The organism is Dictyobacter alpinus, assembly GCF_003967575.1.
GTDB lineage: Bacteria > Chloroflexota > Ktedonobacteria > Ktedonobacterales > Ktedonobacteraceae > Dictyobacter > Dictyobacter alpinus.
On record NZ_BIFT01000001.1, the window covers coordinates 2,213,318 to 2,237,510 of the forward strand.

Below are 24,193 nucleotides of genomic sequence, written 5' to 3' on the forward strand. Positions count from 1 at the left end.
ACCATTTCCTCGGCCTTCACACGTCCCCGCCTCATTTACTCCTCTTTCCACCCATCAAAGAAAGGCTTCGTCATGTCCTCTCAGTCATTCACTCCCCCTACCTCCTACATTGAAGAGCGTTTCCTGTACTTCTGGATCAAACACAACATCCCCTATACACTCGTCCGCCAGTACCAGATTGGTCCATACTATACGGACTTTGCCCACCTGGAGAGCCGTGTGATTATTGAAATTGACGGAGCTGCATACCACTCAACACCCGAACAAATCCAGCGTGACCAATACCGTCAGCAACGACTAGAAGATTGGGGATGGACTGTTATCCGCTTCACAGGGAGTCAGGTCTATCGTGATCCCGTCCGCAGCATCTACAGGGCCAGGAGAACAATAGAGAGAAACGTTTATAATTTGGGAACTTTATAAACCAGTGACCAACGAGCAGCCCGTCATCCAAGATAGTCAGGTGGCGAGCCTGGACTCTATCTAAAGATACTATTACCATTCGCTTGGTATGCTACGATCGCCAAAAATCACGCTAAGACACCTTAAAATTCAAAGAACTATCCAATCCTTTTTACCCCCCAAATGCAATAAAATATTGTTAGGGTAAATGCATCTATAAATCCTCTTACATCTTTTCTGTTAGTATTACCTGGGGGGTAAGTAATAATGCAGCTACACAATGGATCAGAATATGATTATCATCAAACGCGTTTATTGTTGGAAAGGAATTGGCGTGAAAAGCAGCTTATACTAAATCAAGAGAGACGCATGCTAGGTAGATGGTGGTTGACAGCACTGGCGCTTGTTTTATTATTCGCAGTAGGCATTGCAGGGGCAAACTACCTTAATTCAAATTGGAGCTTTCTTAGTTTCCTGGCAGGTGCGGGTATTCTAGCTTTCCTTGTTGGCTTTATTTCCGTTGGGCGCATGACACTTACAAGTAGCTGGAACCATCAAACAGAGATTGCGGGTATTAAAAGCCAGCAAAAAATATTAGAAGAAGTCTGGCTTCAGAGCCTGGAGACCCAACAATATCATCAATTCTATCAGAAAATTGTAGTTCCTAGTATTATTGAAGATTATCGCCAACAATCAAAAGTTAATCGCGTTCTCCATTTCATCAGTCAACTTACAGTGATTATCACTTCTCTACTAGTCACTGGGCTAACAAGTGGTCTTGATACAAAGCTGGGTTGGCAAATACCCTGGGCTGCGCCACTTCTTAGCTTCATCGTTAGCTTGATTACAGCGATCATGGGTTTCTTTAAATTCCGTGAACGAAGTTACCACATGCAGCAAACTGCCGACTATATAGAACAGGAAAAAACAGCTCTCGAATTGGGAATCAGGCACTATAAAGAATATAGAAATAAGCCAGACGAAGCATTCTCAGAATTCGCGGAGAGAGTCGAACAATCACGAGAAGAGCAAACAAAAAGGCAGCAGCAGTTGGAACAATCCACCGACACTAAAGAAGTAGCCTAACCTGACAACAGGGCCATACTAAGTAATGAATCCCCGCAGTCTTATAATCCGTTGCGTAGTATGGTTCTTTGTTTTTTCTCAAAAATTTGAAACGATACCATCAATCAAAAATAAAATCAACAATGAGCTTAAACAAAAGAAGAAGTAAAAATGAAACAAACAACGCCAAACTGATCAAAACACAATAGAAAAAAACGTTTCGGGATTGTGTATTTTCTTCATCTGTGGTACATGCATATTTACCAACCGGAGGCTTTTTGCTAAAGTTGATGCTTATACATACGCCGCTTTTTGATTTGCTGCCATTAGTGGCCGTTGGAGTAGCCGGTTTGCTTTGAACAACCGTGGGAGCGGGTGTTGAAATTGGAGTGGTTGTAGACACGGGAGTTGGTGTGAGAGCATTTTGGGAGGAATGAAAAATTTGTGGGCTGGGAACCGCCCAATAAATGGTTGTCAATACAAGGGTTACAATGGCTACTATTACACCTGCACCTTGCCATCTTACGTCACCTAGAAATTGTAGTTTCGTTTGCTTCATAAAAATGCTTGCTTCCTAACATAAAAATCCCAAAATTCTTTTATATTAAAATTAACGCATAACCCACAGAATTACAAAGTGTTCATGTACTTATTACTTACTTCCTTCCTTATCATCCGCTGAATTCCATCCCATAAAATAGCATTTGCTACAGATAAGCTAGTTTAGAGCGTCCCAGGTGCTGCCCTACTAAGAGAGGTGATTGTTACAAGCAATATGGTGAAGGAAAAGGCGTGCAAGAGGGGAACATTTTAGAACTAGAGGTTATTTTGTAAGGCAACTGCCCTAGATGGGATCGCCCAAAGTCACGCAGTGAAGCAAAGGGTGTCTACAAAGATCAAAATACTATGGCAGCATAATAGCATCCACATACACCACAACCGTCAGGCGACCTCATACGGCTCATGTCCTCGGCTCTCATTCTTCTCTTGTTCGTGCCTTTTCTTGTTTGGCTCGCCCTGACTTCTCGCCTCTCTCTTCAACTACATACGCATCAACCTGGGATTTCGGGTAGAGGCTCAATCGATTGTTGATCTTCTTTGGTGTAAACTTGCCATACTTTGCTAATGTGCGGATATATGCAGGATCAATCTCTTTACCACTATTTCTACTCAGCACCTCCGCCGCATCCTTCGCTGTATAATATTGTTCCAGGTCAATCTTATCTGTCATCCCGTGCGCTCCTCTTAAATATTTCATGGCTATTGCAATCTATACCTGATTATAACACTATAACGAATTATTTGTAAACACTCTTAATTGGCCTCTAGAGCTGTTGACTCAAATAACTCTACGTGGTATTATTAATATATCGAAAGGGATAAACCCCACTAACAAATACAAACAGAGGAGTTAAACCACAATGGCAACCACCACAAAAACCTCTCCCGTTACTGAAGAGCAGATCGACCGCTGTAGTCGTATCTTCGACATGGAAACACAGGAACCATTCTATATGGTACTGAGTGAGGCGGATAACCTGACTGAGTATAAAGTTCAGTATCACAAAGATCCCAATCGCCCAGGCAAAGGCTATTTCACTTGCACTTGTCCAGCAGGTCGAGAGGGATTCATTCATTGCAGTGGCCCATACTGTAAACATGTCCGCTGGTCTATTGCAGCAGCTCAAATACATAAAGCGGATGAGAAAGATCAAGCACGGGCCAGGATGCGCCAGGAACAAGAGTATCACAATCTTCTGAAGCGCAAACCCTACCAATGGACAGAGGCAGAGATACGAAGAGATCAACGTCGTTATACAGCACGACCATTCCAATTGATGAAGTAAAAGAAGGTGAGAGGGTTGGCAACCACGCTAGCCCTCCCCAAAGAATGCACGGAGTCTAACCACAACACTCACCCCGAAGACAGGATATCACGACCAATCAACCTATGTCTTCGGCCCTCTATAGATAACCTCCCCTTTGCCTGTTACGTCTGGTTATAGCCGAATCTACAATGAATTTATATCCGTCACATCTCTACTTGACATGGTTTTAGAAGTCTGCTATGTTTGTACCAGTCAAGAGCTTAGGTTGTGGAAGAAACACGACTTACAGCGGTGGTTTAAGGGTGTTACAGCGGAAGTTATTGAGTTTATAAGAGGACTCGAACCGTTGCCGACGCCCATCAGAAGCCAATTCAAGGGGCTGTAGCTCAGTGGATAGAGCGTCGGTTTCCTAAACCGTGCGTCGGCGGTTCGAGTCCGCCCAGCCCCATACCTCATAAACTCAACAATGTAAACCCGCCTCAGAAGCCAAAGAAAAACTCTTTTACCAGACACAGCAAGCAACCAATAAAAGATCCTTTTTTGTACAAACCGTATGTCGGAAACGCCAATTCTCAGACAAGAAAACCTGGAGATAAACTCTGCAATAAATTTTATTGTTGGCACTTTTTTCACTTGCTCAAAACATCCATAGCGGCCACCGCCGAGAATCTCTCTTGATCTTTACGCGCTGCGCGTTGTTTGAAGCTCTTCAAGTATTCTTCTGTGACTTCCAAGCTGCTATGGCCCAGGAGCCGAGAGAGCTTATAGATCTCTCCCCCTTGTTCCAGGTAAGTGCAGGCGAAGGAAGGAATAAAAGGAGTATAATAATGCGGGGGAAGCGTCCTTCGAAAGACTATAAAAGCATTGTGATCTGTGAGATGTTTGTGACATTGGTGGCACTTTTTGGTGTTTGGTCGCAATGGACATCCATAAAAAGGCCATTGGAGAGCAAGACTTTCTGGATGACCATCATTGTAGGTTTGTTCACAATTGGAACAGTTATATGGGCATTTGTTTCTTACATGCGTGCACGCAAACATGAACAATCCCATTAGAATATACTTCATGGTTTCATCACGGCAAACGTGGAGTCATTGTCGAGAGGATTGTATCGGTCGGAGCTACCCGCAGTGGTGTCAGACTGCTGCAGCACTTTGGTTTTAGTGAGATTATCTTCCCACGGGACGATACCAGGGTGTTTGTCATTGATATGAAGAAGTCTGGAGCGCCAATAACCCAGGCTTATAGAGAGGCTTATCAAAATTTCGCCGGTCAAAAATAAAAGTCATAATCTTTTATACTTACTACATTGACTATATATTGGAGGGAATCATGGCCTTTGATCGTGCAAATATCCAGCGAGAGCATAAACTAGCTAATTTTTTGAATCAGTATGACTCTCAACTCAATGAACGAAAGCAACTGCCGAATAATACACTATTAGACCAGGCGTGGACACTCTTGCAAGAACGGCTTAACCAACCAACGTTAGATGAGGAAGTTGTTCACCTCGGCATTATCCTTTGCCATAAATTAAAGGAGAGAGAAACCCCTATCCGCTTTCTCTCTCGTTACTTAACGCAATCGTTACCTCTTTCAGAGGAAACCTGGACTAAATGGGAACTGGTAGATCATCTCGCTCTTGCTCACCGTTATGGAGAGATGATAAAAACGCAAAAAGATTTCCTCCACTGGGCCTTGCGCAATATTCCTTTGCAAGATATCTGTCGAGTTATGAATGATGCCACACAAGCTCTTGGTTGGGTAGCTTTGGGACAAGGGGAGGAGTGGATGCACATCTTTCATGATCTTCTACCTCAAGTTGAAGCGATTGAGACAAATCGCTTTGATCGATTCTGCTATCTCCGCACCGCTGGAGTGGTCTGCTCGGAGCTAAAAAGAACGGATGAAGTCCTTTCCTGTGGGGAAAGGATTCACCAGATTGCGCAGGAAGATCCCTCGTGGGAAAAGAATTATTATCTAATAGCTGAAGCTTCACACCTTCAAATAAAAGCGTATCGGCAACTGGGACGCATCGACGAGCTGCGGCGATTAGGTATCGAAACAGCCCACTTTATCGAAGAACAAAGAAAAACATTCTTATCAACGATTGATCATTTGCCTGGTGACTTCTGGATTCGATACCACAATCTCGGAGCTCAATTGTATTTTGCAGGTCAATATGATCTGGCGATCGCCCAGTTTCGTCGATCGTTGAATATGCATGAAGGGACGAGCCATACTTATCTATGGTTGGCAGCTTCTCTATGGATCACCACAAAAGATAGGAATGAAGTTCTCTTGTTACTGAGATCTGCCGCACATCTGCATGCAGGTGGAAAATCTTGGCGTGACTACCGTGATTTACCGGAGTTTCAAGATGTTCGCGATGATCCACAATTTTTACAAGCAACACTTGGTACTGAGTAGCAATGCAACTTATCGCTCAAGAAATATATTACTGTCTGAGGCGCATAACCGAGGGTGGAGTAACACAAGATCGAGGGGCTTTGGGCGTTGATTTAGGCTTAAAAGGAGAGAGATAAAAAACCAGGACAATCTAAGTTATTGCCATATACCAATGGCGGTAAACTGGCTTCTGGAGGGGATTTAGCCCTGCTTCTGTTCCCTAAACCGTGCGTTGGCGGTTCGAGTCCGCCCAGCCCCATAACCCCCTCGCAACCCTCTCCCCAACTGGCTTCGCCTGGGAAACCGCCACAGAAGAATAACCGTAGTTTTTTAGCTTGTTCTTCCCTCGGATGGTAAAAACTTTACTTCGGAGAGCTAGAAAACCGTAGAAATGACTGTATCTGCTGAAAAACTAAACGCCCACTTACTTAGAATGTTTTTAAGTGTTCCTTGGTGAATTTCCTCTGTTCGAGGGGTGAATTAAATTTCTTCGGTGTAAGAAAGCATTTGTTCGGAGGTGAATTTCTTATTATACCTCATCTATAGAGTAAGATTTAGGCGAGAAACATGACTAGATGAGAGGTTATCCACGAATTCGGGGTTGCTTCGGTGCGACGATTTGCTTACAGGGAGGGCGGGTAGTTGCCTCTCAAAATAATCCCGCTCGTTAAAATGTAGCTGTATCTATATTGTCGTGATTATCAAATAGTAAGGCGTGTTACAATAGTCAATGTTTGCAGATGGGATTATTGGAGTAAAAATAAATGACTGATGGAAAATCTTCACAAGAGACAAGACAAGAGCAAATAAAGAGATTACGCCAGCAATATGGAGAGTTCTATAAGTCTTTCATTAAAATACTGGCCTCTTATGATCCATTAGGTTTAGTTTCTAGTGGTGCACCTGATAATGAATATGACATTGAGGTTGATGCAGTTTTGTTAAGGATGAAAGAAGCTAAATCGGTAGATATGTTAAGTACCATTATCTATGAAGAATTTGTGCGTTGTTTTAGCTTACCCCCTACCCATCCTAAAGCCCCTTATAATACTATCGCCGCTAGTGTCTGGGATACATATCAACGCTGGTTACAAGAACAATCATAAAAAGAGATTCTATCATGGATATCATTGAAGCCTTTACCTACCATATGAATGTAATCAGAATGCACATCTTGAATGCATCCTCTTCTTCATCCGTCCTTTTCCTTGTCACAGTCCTGCATTTTTTTTAGGACCCCTAGAACTTCAGAATAAAGGTCTGGTTGTCGGACCCGCTGACCTGAAATGCTACTGACGTAGATAAAGGTTCTTTTTTCATCCATGCGCCTCACCCCACGAAAACAGTAACACGTGGGGTGCGCTTTTGCTTATAAACGCAAGCATCAAACGTTCTATGTATGGGACATGATGACGAAAAGCGAGGAAAATTAAGCAATGCAGAAAAACAAACGCGAATCTCTTTGGAAGTTCGTTCCTGCGAGTATTTGGTCGGGAATATCAGCAAGGCTTTTGGTGATGATGTGGAATAGTAGTAGTGTTTGGGATAGTCGTAATGTGAGCATCTATATATTTGTGACTATCTGGTGTCTTGTTGGATGTATCTTCTTTGTTCCGCTGTTTCAGAAGTTGCGCTAAAAGGATGATACAAGGGTGTTTGTCATTGACATGAACAAGTCAGGAGCGCTAATAAAGCAAGCATATAGAGAAGCCTATCAAAGTTTCATCAGAGATGGAACCATCACGGGGTAAGACAGAAGAATTTCATAGGTCTGGAGAACAGAAGGGAGAAGGCGCAAGTTGTGTGAGCCCTAAGTGAAACAGTTTCTTGCGGCCTTACGTATCTAGTCTGAATGTGACCTTAGAGAGTATATGGTTCTATCTGTTTGGAACCATTATATTAAAGTATTTGAGAATATCGTTATGCAAATACCTAACAAAGTCGTACGGATTACTTATTTCATCATTATGCTTGCAATTATAGTTTCTTTGCTTGGAGTATGGATCCTACCAGCGTTTCATATCGGAAAAACTGGCGTGGGATTAATTTTGGCAATTCTGCTTATAAATTCATTCATCATAAGCATTATCCAAAGATATTTAAATAAAAAGAAGAACAAAGATGAAATCTCAAAAGATTAGCATTACTTCCTATGTTTTACTGTACTTATGATAAATTGTTGCTGGGCACAACTGGGAAGCATATCTGACACGTATATCAGGTAAGATAAGTAATAGTAAGATAGGAGAAGATGATGCAAACAAAGCGCCCATCCACGTTTCCAGTATTGCGTATACCTCCAGTGCTGAATTTTGTCATAATAGGTATAACTGTTGTTTTCTTCACCATCATGGCTTTTATATTTCGGTCTCGAGGAGAAACAACTATTAGTTTTATATGTTGGGTTGCGGCTGCGTTCGCCTCTCTGATACTTGTGTGGGTGATCTATAGCTATATGTATATGAAGAAAAGAGAGAGCATAAGTAAATAGCCATCTACGTCTCTTAATATTCAGGCAAGTACGTTGGCAACAGAGTCTAAGAGATCCAGGAGCTCAAAGGGCTTGAGTAAATAAGCGTTTACGGCCAGTTTGGTGGCTCGTTCTTTGACTTGAGGATCCGCCGTCAGGAGGATAATTGGCAGTTCCGCACGGCGTCCTTGCTGCTCCAGGGTTTTCAAAAATTCATAGCCGTTCATGCGTGGCATCATCAGGTCCAGGATGATCAGGTTAGGCCTGGCGGTGGCTAGCATTTCTAAGGCGTGCTTCCCATCGCGGGCGATCATCACTTCGTAACCTTCTGCTTCAAGAATGGCCTGCAAGCATTCCTGGACGCCCATATCGTCATCTATTACCATGATGAGCTCTTTCATGTCTCTGACTCTCCATGCAGCTGAACTTCGCAGGGTAATGTGAGCAGGAAGGTGCTCCCCTTCCCCTCTCGGCTTGTGACTGTTATGCTTCCCTCATGGGCTTGCAGGATACTCTGGCATAGATATAGTCCCAGCCCTACACCGGAGAAGTGGCGTGACGATGCATTGGAGGCCCGGAAGAAAGGCGTAAACATCTTGGAGAGTTCCTGTTCAGGAATCCCAATGCCGGTATCGCTAATGGCGATCTGTGCGGCGTCTCCCTGTCGCTTCGTCTCTATAAGGATCAAACCACCTTCAGGCGAATACTTGCGCGCATTTTCGAGCAGATGGTTGACCGCCTGTTCAAGGCGCGAACGATCTATCCACACCGGTAGCGGGACCTCTGAGTTGCGCAACTCTAGACTCCAGAGTCCATGGAAATCTAACGCATCCCGCTGAATTTCTACTAACTCTTCCAGTATAGTGCACAGATCTTCATGTCGCCGATGCAAGGAGAGGGAACCTGTTTGTAAGCGGGTGGCATCGGTCAACTCTGCTCCCAGGCGGGCGAGTCGATCTGTTTCCCGCTGGATTGTCTGCAGGCGTTTGGTCAACTCTGCTTGACTGAAGACGTTGCCTTGCTCAATGCCACGTAAGAGAATCTGGGTCAGGCCTCGAATGGTCGTGATCGGAGTACGCAATTCATGGGCGGTAGTTGTTAACAGTTCATCCTTGAGTCTTTGCGCCTCGCGTTCCTGAGTGATATCGCGTATGATGCCTAAAACGCCAACGATATGGCCCCGATCATCACGAATGGCTCCAATACTCATCCTTAAAGTGCGTAATGAACCATCACGATGCTGCAACCGGAACATATGTCCACCCACACGTTTACCTGTGCTGGCGAGCTTGAGAGCCTGTTGGACGGAGGAATGGTCCTCTTCATACACCAGGTCTTCAAAAAGATTGCCTACCACTTCTTCCCCTTCCACCCCTAAGAGATCACGCCAGCGGCTATTCGCATAGATAACTCTTCCTTCAAGATCAAAGGCGCCGATGGCTTCCGCCGCCCCTTGCATAACTTCTTCCCAGCGCGAGGTACTTTCACCCAGTTGCTGCCGTAAGTCCTGCACCTGTTCCATCAAATGCAGCTGTTCAGCAATATCAGGACTGGCCTGGGTCACGTCAGGGACATATTCTTTCCCAATCGCAGCCAGGGCCTCCGGAGTGCGTTGCAGATGAACGATGACATAACAGCCATCATCCCCCAGTGCGATGCGCTTTTGTAGCACCACTTTGGCATAGCCAAAGTTACGGGCGGCAATGCCGCCAAAAACCGAACTAGTCATGAAGCAGAGGGAGGGGGATTGACGTACCAGAGTGTCAAAAGGACAGGAGGTTGTACTTACCACTACTTTGAGTGGATCCTTGGAAACCAGAGAAAAGTTACCGCCAATTTTCTGCTTGAGATCTACAATCACATGAGCATATTCATCCAAAGTAAAGGAACGATCGATACCCCAGAAGCGCTTATACTCTTCCTCAATCGCGGCTCCCATCGAAAGTCCTACATTGATAATATATGCTCCCGTCAGTTCACTTCCAAGAATGCCCTCATTGAGATGGCCCAGGCTTGCAATCAGCCTTCGCATAAATAGATCACGATCCAGGGCAATGGGAGTGGTAAACGACTCAGATTTTGTTCTACCCATCGATATTGCTCGCTCCTCTAACAGACAAGGCCGTAGCCTTATCAGCAAACCAGGTTCGCTCTGACTTGCTTCATTCCTACAAGAGGAGGGGCAGAGCCAGGAAATTAACTCGTGGTCGGCTGGAAAAGTAAAGTTGCGCTACGTTTTCTACTCAACGCAATGGATATAAGAGAGTCCCCTTCCCTGGGATAACTAGTGCGATGCTTTTTTGCTGCCTTATTATATAACACATTGCGGATGTCAACAATGCAGACTGCATATCAGGACCGCTGTAAACTCTCAGGTTCCCTGTATCATTTTAAATTTGATGTATAATTTTCCCAAAACCTTTTCCACCGCTGATCATTTTTTCACGCCTTTGGAGCTCCAACGTTTTTACGTGTGGCTGGCTGCACGCTCCACCATAAGACCTGTCAATAACTTATTTTCTACGATTTTTTTTCCGGCTGTCCTTTGCCATTTTACGCTTTGTTTTATCTGCGTTGCTTTTCCGCTTGCTCGAATGGCCAGCAAAGGATGGTTCAAAATCACCATCATCGAAAAAGGATGGTAATAAGCCCGGGGCAGCGGGTAGTTGTGCCTTACCAGCAGCCAGTTCCTCATTATATGTTTCTATGAATGTATCAACTTGCTGATTGCCAAAAAAGCCGAACTATGCCCTTCCTTTATAACCAGGAATCCTATTTAACCTGAAAAACGCAACATACATATATTTAGATGGAGATTAAAATAATGCAAAGCAAATTCGGGGAAAGCAGGGGCCGGTGCTCTCTGGGACCGTCCTGGGATGAAGAGGTCAGTAACAGGTATAATGAAGTACAATCATGAGCGACTGAAACTGGATAGTGTTTCTGTGGTAAGAAGAAAGGATGGGTGTATCTTTTATGGATCTCTTCGAATATGCTAATGATGAGTCTATGCGCAAAGTAGAGTTGGGACCCGGGGCCGTGATGCTGCATGGTTTTGCTCTATCGGATGAAGAGGCGCTCCTGACGGACCTGAATGCTGTTGTTGAGCAGGCCCCATTTCGTCATATGGTCACTCCCGGTGGTCATCGTATGTCGGTCGCCATGACCAATTGTGGTTCCCTTGGCTGGTTAACTGACCGGACCGGCTATCGGTACGATCCCATTGATCCCGAGAATGGCCAGCCCTGGCCAGCTATGCCAGCATCATTGCTCAAACTGGCACAGAGCGCGGCCTCCGAGGCGGGTTTCCCGGCGTTCACACCCGATGGCTGCCTGATCAATCGCTATGAGCCTGGCGCAAAGCTCTCGTTACACCAGGATAAAGATGAGAAGGACCTCAATCAGCCGATTGTCTCCGTCTCACTTGGACTGCCGGCCATCTTCCTCTTTGGAGGAGCAAAACGGGCCGATAAACAACTCCAGCTCCACCTGAATCACGGCGACGTAGTCGTTTGGGGCGGACCAGCCCGCCTCTTCTACCATGGCATCAAACCACTTGCCACCGGCGAACACCCCCGGCTAGGTCGCTATCGCCTCAATCTCACCTTCCGCAAAGCATCATAACCCCATCACCCAACAAAAACGGAAAAAGGGAAATACATACAGTAGCGGCAGGGCTTGTCCCTGCGACCTGTTCACGTAAGAAATATCCCTCATAAACGCTGGAGCAGGTGGGCGGAGATAGTCTCTGAGCGAGACGTGGGGGAAGAGGGATTCATGGTGCTTACTAGCTCCGCTCGTGAGGGTACGTTCGCGGCCATTAAGGCTGCCGCTACTGTTTGTTTTTCTTGTTGTGTTCATTTTGGTGGCAACTATGCTCTATGGAGGAAGGGCATGGCGTGTCTGGCATAAAAATCGGCGTGGTCTTGCTGTAGCCAGTGTAGGGGGGACAATAAAATGGATGGGATCTTCAGCGCGACAGAAGCTTCAAGGGCTTGCAGCGCTTCCTCATCCAGTCCCAGGCTGGCGGCAATCATGCCTTTCCAGAAGTAGGCGTCCCAGCGATCGGCGTTCAGGGTCAGGGCATATTCTAGTTCTTGTAGGGCCAGCGTGTGGCGTTGGCTGAGAAAATAGGCGACGGCACGGCATAAATAAGCCGCGTAGGAGGCTGGTTCGGCCGTTGCGATATGTTCCAGGCGCTCGCTCATCCCGGCCTCGGGCTGTAACAGGCACAGCTCAATCCACTGGGCCATCCAGCCATGATTGGCATGCGAGGAATCCAGATGCCAGCTATGACGACAATCCTTGCCCGCCTGCTTAATATCCCGTAAATAGAGATAGGCCTCACCACGATTCGTATATGCGCAGGCAAAGTCTGGTCGCGCCTCAATCGCCCGATCCAGATCCTCGATCGCATTGAGCGGTTGCTCCAGATAAAGATAGACCGTGCCACGGCTAAATAGGGCCAGCACATCATTGGGATCATATTCAAGGACCCGGCTATAGTCATTGGCGGCATCCTGGTAGCGTTTCAGACGCAGATAGGCGTCGGCACGATCATGATAGACAGATGTGAATGCAGGATGGAGCGAGAGGGCCTGGGTATAATCTACCAGCGCCTGCTGCGTTAATAACAGACTATCATAGGCCAGTCCGCGATTATAATAGACGGTCGCCAGGTTAGCATCCAGTTGCAGGGCATGATCAAAGTCGGAGATCGCCTCATGGTAACGTTCCAATAAGCGATAAGCCTCACCACGATTATTATAGGTAAAGGCCGACTCAGGCTGAAAATCCAGTGCCCGCTGATAATGCTCCAGGGCATACTCTGGTCGGCCACTATCGGTATAAGCCGCCCCCAGCCGATTCAGCAGAACAGCATCATTGGGCTTGAAATGGAGCGCCTGATGGAAGTCCTCAATCGCCTCATCAAAGCGTTTCTGGGCCGCATACGCCTGACCACGATTGCCATATGCGCCCAGACGAGCGGCCATACGCGCATCATTGGAAATAGCCCGATTCAGATTGATAATAGCCGGCTCATATTCTTCCATCACAATATAAACCAGGCCACGGCCAATAAAGGACTGCACATCCGTCGAATTAAGCACCAGCGCGGTACTAAAATCATGGAGTGCGTGTCGATTATCATGCAACAGATAATAGGTAATGCCACGCTGATAATAAGCCAGTCCATAGGTTGGTTGGAGCACCAATACACGCGAAAAATCTGTCAGTGCGCGTTGATAATCATGAAGATTGCGATAAACCAGGGCACGATTATAGTAAGAAGAGGCTTCTTGCGGTTGTAGCATAATAGCCTGATTAAACTCTGCCAGCGCATGTTGATAATCACCCGATATAGCATAGTCGGCCCCACGCTGATTATAGTCCGAGACGTCATCGGTGGTCATCGCATCCATCTCCTTTAACTCGCTCTATATATATTCATCCTTTGATTGCGATATGCATATACTAATAATGACGAATAGAGGGTGCATTTCTATCATTGTATTACACAGCGCTATGCTTTAGCCAATAAACGCAAGTTATATACCTTGTTGTACGCTAGATGATGGAAAGAGAATACATGTGCAGGCAGTGAGCACAAAAAAAACCTGCTATCCATAGTATAGCGCTCAAAGGATAGCAGGGAAAGTAATAGTGTCTGGAAGGGCGTGCTATGCGGTTTTACGTGTTTCTTTACCACGTGTGAGCGAGGCCAGCACGCCTACGGCAGCAATGGCGGCACAGACCACAAAGGTAAGATGGAAGCTCTGCACAAATGTCTGCTGCAACTGCGCTGTTTGTGCACCCGCCTTGCCCGAAACCAGCATCAAGCCAGCCGTAGCTCCACCCAGGCCAGTAAAGATAGCACCAGCCAGCGCGATACTCAGACTTTGTCCTATTGTACGAGCAGTAGCCAGAAAGCCCGAGGCACTTCCCTGATGTTCGCGAGGAGCGGCCCCCAGCAAAGCACTATTGTTAGGAGATTGGAACAGCGACTGCCCGACACCAGTCAGTAGCAAACGCCACACAATATCCCAGATCGAACTCTGCTCATTTAAGAAACTAATAGAAATTAAGCCCACGCAGGCAATCGCCATGCCACCTACCGCCAACCAGCGCGTCCCATAGCGATCCGCCAGCATACCACTGATAGGTGCAATAAAGGCAAGCGTCAACGGCAAAGGCGTCAGCAAGAAACCAGAGAGCTCGCTGGAAAAACCGCGTAATTCCTCTAGATAGAATGGGAGCATAAAGCTAACCGCGAACAGGGCCAGAAAGCTGATCACCAGGCTGAGCAGGGCTGAAGAAAAGACGCGACTCTTGAGCAGTGAAAGCACAATAGCGGGATTGGGCACGCGCAACTCGACAAATGGCAGGATGATCAAGGCGATAACACCAACAATCAATAAAATCAAAATAGTCGGTGAGCCCCAACCAAGTTCCTGCGCAAATGAAAGTCCAGCCGTGATACAGGCCAGACCAATCGCCAGGAGTGCTGCCCCCAACGGATCAAAGCGACCCGGGCTACGCGTCACTTTTTCTTTGATAAAGATTACGGTCGCAATCAGACCCAGGATGCCAAATGGCACATTCACAAAGAAGATCCAGCGCCATGTAAAATAACCAGTAATAAAACCACCCAGGATAGGACCAACACTGACACCCAGCGCCACATTGATCGCATTCAGGCCCAGGGCCCGGCCACGCTCATTAGACGGAAAGGCCGCAGTCAACATGGCAGGACTAACTGCCAGCAGGAGCGCTCCCCCCAGACCCTGTAAAGCCCGGGCCGCGATCAAGAAAGCCAGACTGGTCGCAAAACCACATAACACCGAACTGCCCGTAAACACCACCAATCCTATCAACCAGACAATCTTGCGGCCAACCATATCAGCCAGGCGACCAGCAGTCAGCAGAACAGCAGCCGTCACCACCAGATACGCAATAATCACCCACTCGATGGCACCGCTTAACGGCACCCCGAAATCCCTGGCAATCGCCGGCAAACTAATATTCACAATAGAAGAATCCAGCGTCGCCATAAACACACCAATCGCCACCACCAGCAGCGTCGTCCACTTATTCGTATGCTGCTGCACCACCGCCGTCTCGGTCGTGCCTGAATCCTTTTCTGATCGCTGCCCATCCGTCAACGTATTGTCAGTATTTTTCCTCTGTTGATTCATTGTGATAACCTATTTTATTCCATAGCAAGACAAGCCTATATAAAAAACAACACATAACTCAATCACGGAACAACTATAAAAATCGGTGCATGCTTAACCTTTAATGAAGAAGTAGACGGTCATCGCAAAGCCAACCACAATCACAAACACACGAATCCAGCGCGGATCCACTTTGCGGGCGTAGTAAGCTCCACCGTAGCCCCCGATAATAGCTCCGATGACCATCACAATCGCCTCAGGCCAGAAAACTGCGCCCGCCACCACAAAAGTAATCACCGCCACACCATTGATACAGGCCGCCAGCACCGTCTTCAAGCCATTCATCACATGGATGTTCTCCAGGCCCATTAAGGCCAGCGTTGCCAGCATAAGAATACCGATGCCACCACCAAAATACCCGCCATAAACGGCGATAATAAACTGGGCCACCGAGATACCAATTAAATGTCTCGCCGTCAACGAGGACTTCCCAACATTGCGCACCCGCAAACGCTTTGTCACCGGACCACTAAACGTGAAGAGCAGGGTCGCAATTAACAACAAATAAGGAAGCAAGGTCGTAAAAATCGCCTGAGGCGTAATCAGCAGCAAAATCGCCCCAAGAATACCGCCAACCAGACTGGTAATCACCAGTACAATCATCAAGCGCCGATCAATAGCCGCCAACTCACGACGGTATGCACTCGCCCCCGCAATCGAACCAGGCCAGAGCGCCACCGTACTGGTCGCATTAGCAGGAATAGGTGGCACACCCCCAAAAATCAATGCAGGAAAAGTAAAGAAACTTCCACCGCCAGCAACCGAGTTAAGCGTTCCCCCTAACACCGCCGCCAGGAACAGAAGTATGATATTTGAAAAAGACATAAAAAAACACCTTTAGATCATCTGAAAACAATGCCTATATTATTGTCAAGTATAACACCCGGTCCGGGCACATTCCCAAACATCCCGTTTGAGTTTGTTTTCTACTCTGCTCGGGGAGCGTGTAGCCAGCCGCACTCGGGCCCTGAAGGGCCCAGGCTTCTTTTACGTGTGCTAGCAAAAAATGAGCAAAGCTCATTTTTTGCTAGCACACGTAAAACCGTTGGAGCGCCAGAGGCGCGAAAACAACGCTCGGCGAACCATAGACTCCATAGGAATCAGACACTCTCTGGCACATTTCTCAACATCCCATCAGAGCATACCTCTTCATGAGTGTGTTGTTGTCACAAACCGGGCCCTGCCCGGTTTGTGACAACAACACACTCATGAAGTAAAGTTGGGCGCTGAAGCGCCCGAGTGTGCGTAAAATAACACATCCAGCAAAAGTGAAAACTGCACACCGGTTTATCAGTAAATAAGCTCGCTTTAAAGATGACAACTATCACAAAAAGGTATAGAATAAGAAAAAAGTAATACAAGGTTGTAGTTTCTTGTCCTAGAAGATAGTATCAAACTGTAAAATCTTATGGGATATACTAACTCATCTTGATATTGCTATTTTGATATTTTTAAATATACCTATGCATCCAAAACAAATATAATCAAGAGTGTGCGAGAAAATTAAGTTACGTGGGTTCTATGACCTCAGAAAGGATGTTGTTCTTGCCGCAAAAAGTTAAATATATTTTATTACTTGTGATCGTTTTTCTCCTTGGCGCATTAATCACAGTGGCTATTATCATACCAGACAATATTTCATCGCTGGGTGGTGGACAAGGGACAGCCGATACCGCTAAAGCGGATAATACCCCAATGGCGAATCTCCCGCCAGCGGAACAGGTGCGTCAGTTAGCCCAGACCAGTAACGCCTTCGCCAATTTGTCTGGTAGCATCAACACAAAATATACAGCCGGCAAAGCCGAAATCACGGAGAGCCTGTATAAATTGAGTGATGTCTTAAAAGGCCGCGATCAGGTAAAGCATGATTGCTTTACGATGCAGCGGGCCATCTGGAACGCCAGCATCAAGCAGCTCAATTCAGTCAAAATCGTATTCAAGGCTCCCGTTACCGATAAATACGGCAAGGTCACCCCGGACGAGCAGGTTGCCAGTTGCACATTGAATAGTACAACCGCCCAAAAAATCGTCTGGGAAAATCTGTCATACCAGCGTGCATGGGATGGAACGATAGGCACCAATCCAACGGTCGCCACCGCGACCGTCACCGCTGATCTTCCACAGCCTACGCCGACCGCGGCACCAAATTATGTCTATGATGCTCATGGCTTCGTTGGCTTCCTGGCAGCCGCTCCAGCCTCATCCACAAACTAAACGGCCCGGATTGCGTCACTATTACTTAGATAGGTGCCATAGATTCGGCGAGTATACATCAGCCGAATCCATGGGACCTTCTAAATAATGGAACCTTCAGTGCTCACAGAGATGTACTGTTAAACGGATCCATAAACGATATTGCCACCAAGGATGGTAGCCTGGACACCATTTTCGAAGAGGTGTCTTTGATCGACGCGTAGAATATCATCACGTAGAATCACAGCATCTCCGAGTTTACCAACGGTCAGGGAACCTTTGCGTTGCTCTTCAGCGCCAGCATAGGCGGCCCCCAGTGTGTAGCCTCCCAGGGCGCTCACAATTGAGAGTGCCTGATCGGGCAGCCAGGGTGGACGCTTCGTAGCAGGATCTCGACGGATCGTAGCGGCATAGATAATACTTAAAGGATCATATGTCTCGACCGGCGCGTCTGATCCCAGCGCGATCGGAATCCCCATGTCGTGCATGGTGCGATAAGCATAGGCCCGACGAGAGCGCCGACCCCAGTAGCGTTCGGCGATATCGCGGTCAGCCACCGCATGGAAAGGCTGAATCGAGGCGATCACCCCCATGCGTCTCATCCTGGTCAGATCTTCCGAGGTAATCAGCTGTACATGTTCCAGACGATAGCGGAGATTTTTGAGCGGTGTGGCATGATCGCTCTTACGCAAACGAGCACGTTGAGCCTGCTCAATAGAGTTCAGAGCCACCCGTGCGGCCCGATCGCCGATAGCGTGAATAGCGATCATCAGATCCTGCTCACTGGCGGCACGCACCGTCTCCATCATCTCGTGCTCAGGAATAGCCAGGATGCCACGATTGCCAGGACTCCCCTCAAAACTATCCAGCATGGCCGCGGTCTGGGATCCCAGGGTGCCATCGGCAAAGATCTTAATACCCCCAACCCGCAGCAGGTCGTTCTCAGCATTATTAATACCCAGGCCTGAAAGTTGGGACAGCATCTGACGCGGCATAATCATTTGTACACGCACGCCCAGCTTCTGCTCGTCCCGTAATTGACGAAAAATATCCAGTGAGAGTTCACCCTCGATATCGTGGATCGTCGTAATACCACGGCTCTGCAACTTTGCCAGTTCTTGCTCCAGCAAGCGGCGACTAACCACAGGATCAGGACGCGTGATCACATCAAAGACCAGCTTTGTCGCATCTGCCTCCTGTAATACGCCGGTTGGTTCGCCATTGCCAGCGCGTAAAATCGCGCCAGTAGCCGGATCAGAAGTTTCAGCATTGATATGGGCCAGTTCCAGCGCCCGTGAATTCACCCAGAGCAGATGGCCATCCTTACTTGAGAGAGCAACAGGATGCTCAGGGGCCGCAGCATCAAGCGAGGCACGCGTAGGAAAATTGCTGTCCGTCCAGACATTACGATCCCAATGGCTGCCCTGGATCCAGTGACCAACAGGAGTGGTACTGGCACGCTCCCGCACCAGATCAGCTACTTGATCCTCACTGGTACATGCGGCCGCATCTACGCGCTGTGAACGATAGGCAGTCTCTAAAAGATGGATATGGGCATCAATAAAGCCAGGCACCATAGTTCGTCCATGGAGATCTACCAGTTCAGCATGCTGACCTCCTACACGACGCACCTCATCATTCGAGCCCACCGCCAGAATTCGACCGCTACCGACATCAATCGCCAGTGCCTGTGCATGTGGTACATGCGCATCCATCGTATAGATGTTGCCATTCAGGTAAAGTACCGTACTCATCAAGCAACTCACTTTCTATCATCAAGCCAGCACACCCTTACGCATGTGCCAGCGAACATATGCTAGTAGCATCTCTATCAGAAAAGATGCCACTACCTCAGTCAGTTCTTTTTATTCCTGCAAGAAGCGCGCAATCGCATCAGCCAGCACACGTGGACGCTGCAACTGAATATCATGCGCGGTATCCGGCATCCAAAGAACCGAACAGCGTTGAATGGCTCGCGCCACCTGGGCCGCCATCTGGCCTTTAGCCGCCGCGAACTCGTCCGCGTGCTCCAGGCGCTCCGGTGGTTCCTCACCTGGCAGAGGCCGACTCGCAGCCGGAACCAGCAGCACGGGACAGCTCAACTTGCCATAATACAGCAACGCCCGATCTTCCCATAGAGAAGCACGGATCGCGCGCTGATGTTCCGGCGACAATCGCTCACGGACAGTGCCATCGGGCTGCTCTTGCACATACGTCTGTACAATCGCCTCCACCTCAGGACTCCAGTTAAAAACTAACTCTTTACGCAACGCCTGTGAGTACTCCTGCCGTGAAGGATAGCTATCCGCCGAAACCTTCTCGCGAATGAAGCGCTCACGGGTCATGCCCGGCCAGTGGCGCGGCTCCACATGCGGACAATCCACCAGCACCAGATGACTCACCAGGGCGGGATGGCGAGCGGCCAGCACCAACGCCACACGCGCTCCCCAACCATGTCCTACTACCGCCACCTGTCCCAGACCTAGTTTCGCCATACCACTGATAATATCTTCAGCAATCGTCACAAGATCATAACCATCGACCGGTTGATCACTTAAACCATGGCCACGCAGATCAAAGGCCAGCGACAAATGCCGTGGATAGAGAGCCTCAGCCGTCAAACGCCAGGTATCAGCCGTAGCCGCCAGACCATGCAAGAGCACCACAGGAATATTATCCATATTTTCATCAGGCGCAAGGGTAGCAGCAGTACCCAACTGAGAAATATACTCAGGATCCCACTCAAGATAGTGAAGACGGACCTCGTCCGCATCAACAAAGGAGCTATGAGGTTCTAGCATAAACAAACATACCTCTCTCTCAATATATCATCTTATTCCTGTTTAGAAATTAAGTAGACGCTGACGATAATGAGCATACCGCCAAAGATGGTATAGGGTGTCAGCTCTTCATGTAACAGCAACACGCCAAGTAAGGGTCCCAGTAATGGTTGAATAAACAGGGTCGAAGCGGCCTTAGAAGCATTGACTTTTACAAGTCCCTGAAACCAGGCCAGATAGGCCACGCTGGTACACATAACAGCCAGCCAGAGCACACTGAACCAGCCCAGCGGACCAGGCATGCGCCAGCCTGATGAGGCGAATTCCCAGCCCGCCACCGGTAGCCAGAAGATCATACTTCCTACAATAGAGGCGGATGTAATCAACAGGGGCGAATGTTTTGTCAGTAGCGCCTTCCCACGAATAGTATAGAACGCCTCCACCAGTAGCGCCGCCACAACCACCAGATCACCAATGATACGCCAGCGACCCCCGTCCGCGGGAATATTGGGGATAATGCTCCGTTCCACAATCAGGTAGACGCCCACAAAGCCAATGAGCAGGGCCAGAATAGCACGGCCAGTCACACGTTCCCGTAAGACTATCCAGGATAAGGCCGCGGTAAAAATTGATTCCCCGGTAATCAGGAGCGCCACATCTGAGGCTGTGGTCAGCGACAGCCCTCCGTATTCCAGCATTTTATTGACCACAAAACCAACCAGGGAAAGCAAGAGTAATTGTGGAATATCGCGCCGCGTCAAATGCAGCGAGCCTCGTCTGGCCAGCACAAAGGGCAACAACACCAGGCCAGATAGACACATACGTAGCGCAAGCATCAACGGTAGGGACATAGCTGACAGCGCATATTTGGCAGCCACATAGCTGGTAGCCCATACGACATTTGCTCCAATTAAGAGCAGCCAGGAAAAGGTATGACGCGATGAGGTGGGGGATGTGTGCAGCGAGGAGATAGGCAAAATGGGACTCCTTACCAGGTTTCAAGTTCGTTTAGTAGTTACATGACGAAAAGTAGTATGGGTTTTGTCGCGAATACGCCTGTCCGTCACATTGTACCGCACAAAACTACTTTTCGCATTTTACATGATCGGGATGTGTGTTTAAACCGCTGGTTTTTTGGCCTCCCGCCTGCGGCGGGGGAGAGGGGGAGGGGAAATTTTGGGGACACCCCAGACCCCGGCAGGGACGCTGCGCTCCCTGCACCCTCGCTCTTTCCGGTTTAGGGGAAAGGGGATCTTTGGCGATATTCCAAACTATGGCTAAGATGCCGCGCTCCCTGTGCCCTCGTTCTTTCCGGTTTAGGGGAAAGGGGATCTTTGGCGATATTCTAAACTACGGCTGAGATGCCACGCTCCCTGTAGCCTTGCTTTTTCCTGGGATGCTGCGCTTTCCGTGTTCTGGCTTATTTTTTGGTGAGGGGTTTGGTGGCAAGGAGCACTTTATAGCGTGTGTTGCCGGCGACCTCTTGGATGTGTTGAAAATGAGTTTGTAGGGTTGGTTCATATTTTAAAAAGCGATTGGCGACCAGGTAAAGGCGTCCTGAGGGCATCAGGATCTGGGCGGCCTGGCGAATGAAGCGCTGGGCGATCTCTAATGTTTGAATGCCTCCTTGATGGAAAGGTGGATTGGTGGCGACCAGGTCAAATTGTTGATCGAGTACTGCCTGTGCTCCGTCGCTGGGCAACACCTGTACGTTTGTCAGGTTGGCCTGTGTCACTGCCTGTTGGCTGGCATCCACCGCCGCCAGACTGGCATCTACCATTGTAACGTGCCCCTGTACCGCCAGTTTAGCCATGTGCAGTCCGATATAGCCAGCCCCACAGCCAATGTCCAGACAGCGATCGCTGGATTGTACAGTTAGGGCCGATAGCAAAAGTTGAGTGCCCTCGTCCAATTTACTATCCGCGAAAATGCGCAATGCTGTATCAGGAAAAGCTGTCAGCGGAAATGCGCCCTGTTTCGTCGCACACAGGACACGGTGGCCCTTCTGAATCGTTAGCGTCTCCACATTTCCGAACAGTTCTTGCAAGCGCTTCGCCACCGTCAGAATACCACGATCCTTCGCGCCTACCACATAGAGCCGACCACCCGGCTTCAAAGCATAAGCCGCGATACGCAAAGCATACAGCATCCAGACATTTCCCGGCTGATACAATAGATTCATAGCCGCCACATGTATTGTCTCGCCCGGATGATGTAATATATAGTCATGAAACGCCGTATGATCAACCACCACAGCAGAGGAGGAGTCCGACTCAAGCGCTCCCAGGGTCGCAACATTATCTTCTGCTAGAAGTAACGTGCCTGTCGTCAAACGTTGCCGCGCCAGAGTCACCAGAGGATCAGCCGCCGAATTCAGCATCAGCATATGATCCGTCGCATCAAATTGTACAAAATTAGCTAATAATTGAGATTGGAGCATCATTATGGCCCTCTATATTGATAGTGCTTACCTGAATGATATCACAGCCGTAGCACAAACAGTACCAGTCGCAGGAGTAACCACCAACCCGACCCTGCTCTTAGATGCACATCAGCGAGGACAAAAGGCCAGCGTAGAAGAAGTGATCGCTCACATCTTACAACGCATCAACGGTACCATCTTTCTCCAACCCTCGCTTGCCAATGAGGAGCAAGCCTATCGCGAAGCGTTAGCCTATCTACAAATCGATGAAGAGAGAATACTACCCAAAATCCCGATGTGCAAGACAGGTGTCCGCGTAGCCCGACGACTACACGCCGAAGGCCATCATATCGCCTTCACAGCCGTCACCACAGTCTCCCAGGCCTATATCGCAGCCACGCTCGGAGCCGACTACATCATCCCATACTATAATCGTATGCGGCGCAGCGGAGTAGATCCCAGTGAGCGTATCAAACAGATGGCTCGAATTATCGCCAATCAGGAGACAACGACTCGTATCATGGCCTCCAGTATCAAATCTACCGCCGAAGCGGCCGAAGCATTACTCAGCGGCGCCCATGATCTCACTGTCCCACCAGCAATCCTGCTAGAAATGACGACAGATCCAGAAACAGAGGAGGCGATTACACGTTTTGAACGGGATTCTCAGAAGATGAAAAATTTGTAATATAATTCGCGACCAGCTTTTCTTGTTTTATGAACATTCTTTCAGCATAAAAGAACTTCAATTCATGGCATAGTCATGAGAACATGTTATATTTACCCATGTAGACAGATAGAGAAACGAGACCACGGTGGATGTGGGTGGTGATGGAACAGGGTGGAGGTAGCGGGTTCGCCATTCTTGTACAGGTTCGGGTGGCAATGGGGGAGAGGGCAAGAATGGACTGATGGTAGGGATGATAAGGTTGAAACGTTCTTGCAGGTGGTCAGGTGGCAGGGTAGTGTTGGCAAGGACGGATAAAGTGGTGGAAGCACAGGGAGAGGTATCAGCTTACTTGTAGGAATGGGAACGGTTGGCAGGGTAGGGTAAATGCAAGCGGAGCCTGATAATGGGAGAGATTCAATCACGTTTTTGTGGCGGTGAAGTGGCCATGGGGATAGGAACAAAAACGTATGGTTACGGGGAGGATGGAACCAACTTCTCATCTGGTTGTACCAGTAAATATTCATGCATGGGATTATAGCGCTGGTGGCGGTTATGTGTGGCGGTGTTGACGGGGGCGCGTGTGGTGGTGGTCATGGTATATGTGTGGCGGTAGTGATGTGGCATGTGCGGCGGCATAGGGGAAAAATCCCATTCATGATTTCTCATGGGGGAAGATGTTGACCTGGGGTGGAGGAAACAAGAAAGCCTGAAAGGTGTG

At 48.2% G+C, this 24,193-nt stretch carries 21 protein-coding genes and 1 tRNA gene; 9 read left to right on the top strand and 13 right to left on the bottom strand.

Annotated elements, in window-relative coordinates; translation table 11 throughout:
• Positions 1-72 precede the first annotated feature (72 nt).
• On the top strand, positions 73-423 hold the full coding sequence (locus EL633_RS08755) for an endonuclease domain-containing protein (protein WP_126626814.1): 351 nt from the start codon (positions 73-75) through the stop codon (positions 421-423).
• A 246-nt stretch (positions 424-669) separates the two neighbouring features.
• A complete protein-coding gene (locus EL633_RS08760; RefSeq protein WP_218027445.1) occupies positions 670-1,488 on the top strand; it encodes a DUF4231 domain-containing protein in 819 nt (272 codons plus the stop codon).
• A gap of 100 nt (positions 1,489-1,588) precedes the next feature.
• Here the strand turns inward: EL633_RS08760 and EL633_RS08765 are convergent, their stop codons facing one another.
• On the bottom strand, positions 1,589-2,026 hold the full coding sequence (locus tag EL633_RS08765) for a hypothetical protein (RefSeq protein ID WP_126626815.1): 438 nt from the start codon (positions 2,024-2,026) through the stop codon (positions 1,589-1,591).
• A gap of 417 nt (positions 2,027-2,443) precedes the next feature.
• Positions 2,444-2,698 carry a hypothetical protein gene (locus EL633_RS08770; RefSeq protein WP_126626816.1) on the bottom strand — a complete coding sequence of 85 codons (255 nt, stop codon included), beginning with the start codon at positions 2,696-2,698 and terminating at the stop codon, positions 2,444-2,446.
• 190 nt (positions 2,699-2,888) lie between these two features.
• Here EL633_RS08770 and EL633_RS08775 point away from each other — a divergent pair, with 190 nt between their 5' ends.
• The 4 genes from EL633_RS08775 (at position 2,889) to EL633_RS08790 (ending at position 6,811) form a co-directional block, all read left to right on the top strand.
• Positions 2,889-3,314 (top strand): hypothetical protein, encoded by a 426-nt coding sequence (locus EL633_RS08775; protein ID WP_126626817.1) that lies wholly within the window; start codon positions 2,889-2,891, stop codon positions 3,312-3,314.
• Positions 3,315-3,671: 357 nt separating this feature from the next.
• Positions 3,672-3,744 (top strand) — tRNA-Arg (locus EL633_RS08780).
• 884 nt (positions 3,745-4,628) lie between these two features.
• A complete protein-coding gene (locus EL633_RS08785; protein WP_126626818.1) occupies positions 4,629-5,726 on the top strand; it encodes a tetratricopeptide repeat protein in 1,098 nt (365 codons plus the stop codon).
• A 743-nt stretch (positions 5,727-6,469) separates the two neighbouring features.
• Positions 6,470-6,811, top strand: coding sequence for a hypothetical protein (locus EL633_RS08790; protein WP_126626819.1), 342 nt, complete (start codon positions 6,470-6,472; stop codon positions 6,809-6,811).
• A 1,405-nt stretch (positions 6,812-8,216) separates the two neighbouring features.
• Here EL633_RS08790 and EL633_RS08795 read toward each other — a convergent pair.
• From EL633_RS08795 to EL633_RS08805, 3 genes are all read right to left on the bottom strand, one after another.
• Positions 8,217-8,576 carry a response regulator gene (locus EL633_RS08795; protein WP_218027446.1) on the bottom strand — a complete coding sequence of 120 codons (360 nt, stop codon included), beginning with the start codon at positions 8,574-8,576 and terminating at the stop codon, positions 8,217-8,219.
• Positions 8,573-10,267: an ATP-binding protein gene (locus tag EL633_RS08800; RefSeq protein WP_126626820.1), complete on the bottom strand. Its 1,695-nt coding sequence runs from the start codon at positions 10,265-10,267 to the stop codon at positions 8,573-8,575. The genes EL633_RS08795 and EL633_RS08800 overlap by 4 nt, the downstream gene beginning before the upstream one ends.
• A gap of 375 nt (positions 10,268-10,642) precedes the next feature.
• On the bottom strand, positions 10,643-10,870 hold the full coding sequence (locus EL633_RS08805; RefSeq protein WP_126626821.1) for a hypothetical protein: 228 nt from the start codon (positions 10,868-10,870) through the stop codon (positions 10,643-10,645).
• A gap of 281 nt (positions 10,871-11,151) precedes the next feature.
• On the opposite strand from EL633_RS08805, the gene alkB reads away from it, so the two are divergent.
• Complete coding sequence (alkB, locus tag EL633_RS08810; protein ID WP_126626822.1) at positions 11,152-11,799, top strand: DNA oxidative demethylase AlkB; 648 nt, start codon at positions 11,152-11,154, stop codon at positions 11,797-11,799.
• 248 nt (positions 11,800-12,047) lie between these two features.
• Here the strand turns inward: alkB and EL633_RS08815 are convergent, their stop codons facing one another.
• The 3 genes from EL633_RS08815 to EL633_RS08825 all read right to left on the bottom strand — a co-directional run bounded on the left by EL633_RS08815 (position 12,048) and on the right by EL633_RS08825 (position 16,235).
• Entirely contained in the window at positions 12,048-13,589 is a 1,542-nt protein-coding gene (locus tag EL633_RS08815) for a tetratricopeptide repeat protein (protein WP_161982042.1), read from the bottom strand.
• A 267-nt stretch (positions 13,590-13,856) separates the two neighbouring features.
• A complete protein-coding gene (locus EL633_RS08820) occupies positions 13,857-15,371 on the bottom strand; it encodes an MFS transporter (RefSeq protein WP_126626824.1) in 1,515 nt (504 codons plus the stop codon).
• Between the two features lie 93 nt (positions 15,372-15,464).
• On the bottom strand, positions 15,465-16,235 hold the full coding sequence (locus EL633_RS08825; protein ID WP_126626825.1) for a sulfite exporter TauE/SafE family protein: 771 nt from the start codon (positions 16,233-16,235) through the stop codon (positions 15,465-15,467).
• A 720-nt stretch (positions 16,236-16,955) separates the two neighbouring features.
• Here EL633_RS08825 and EL633_RS08830 point away from each other — a divergent pair.
• A complete protein-coding gene (locus tag EL633_RS08830) occupies positions 16,956-17,624 on the top strand; it encodes a hypothetical protein (protein WP_126626826.1) in 669 nt (222 codons plus the stop codon).
• A 119-nt stretch (positions 17,625-17,743) separates the two neighbouring features.
• Here the strand turns inward: EL633_RS08830 and EL633_RS08835 are convergent, their stop codons facing one another.
• From EL633_RS08835 to EL633_RS08850, 4 genes are all read right to left on the bottom strand, one after another.
• The gene (locus EL633_RS08835) at positions 17,744-19,357 is read right to left on the bottom strand and encodes an amidohydrolase (RefSeq protein WP_126626827.1); all 1,614 of its coding nucleotides are present in this window, start codon (positions 19,355-19,357) and stop codon (positions 17,744-17,746) included.
• Positions 19,358-19,468: 111 nt separating this feature from the next.
• Entirely contained in the window at positions 19,469-20,404 is a 936-nt protein-coding gene (locus EL633_RS08840; RefSeq protein WP_126626828.1) for an alpha/beta fold hydrolase, read from the bottom strand.
• Positions 20,405-20,436: 32 nt separating this feature from the next.
• A complete protein-coding gene (locus tag EL633_RS08845) occupies positions 20,437-21,360 on the bottom strand; it encodes a DMT family transporter (protein WP_161982043.1) in 924 nt (307 codons plus the stop codon).
• Between the two features lie 443 nt (positions 21,361-21,803).
• Positions 21,804-22,826, bottom strand: a complete 1,023-nt coding sequence (locus tag EL633_RS08850; RefSeq protein WP_126626830.1) for a methyltransferase — start codon at positions 22,824-22,826, stop codon at positions 21,804-21,806.
• A 1-nt stretch (position 22,827) separates the two neighbouring features.
• Between EL633_RS08850 and EL633_RS08855 the strand changes: the two genes are divergently transcribed.
• On the top strand, positions 22,828-23,493 hold the full coding sequence (locus tag EL633_RS08855) for a transaldolase family protein (RefSeq protein ID WP_126626831.1): 666 nt from the start codon (positions 22,828-22,830) through the stop codon (positions 23,491-23,493).
• A 453-nt stretch (positions 23,494-23,946) separates the two neighbouring features.
• On the opposite strand, the gene EL633_RS36520 is transcribed toward EL633_RS08855, so the two are convergent.
• Positions 23,947-24,111, bottom strand: coding sequence for a hypothetical protein (locus EL633_RS36520; RefSeq protein WP_161982044.1), 165 nt, complete (start codon positions 24,109-24,111; stop codon positions 23,947-23,949).
• Positions 24,112-24,193 lie beyond the last annotated feature (82 nt).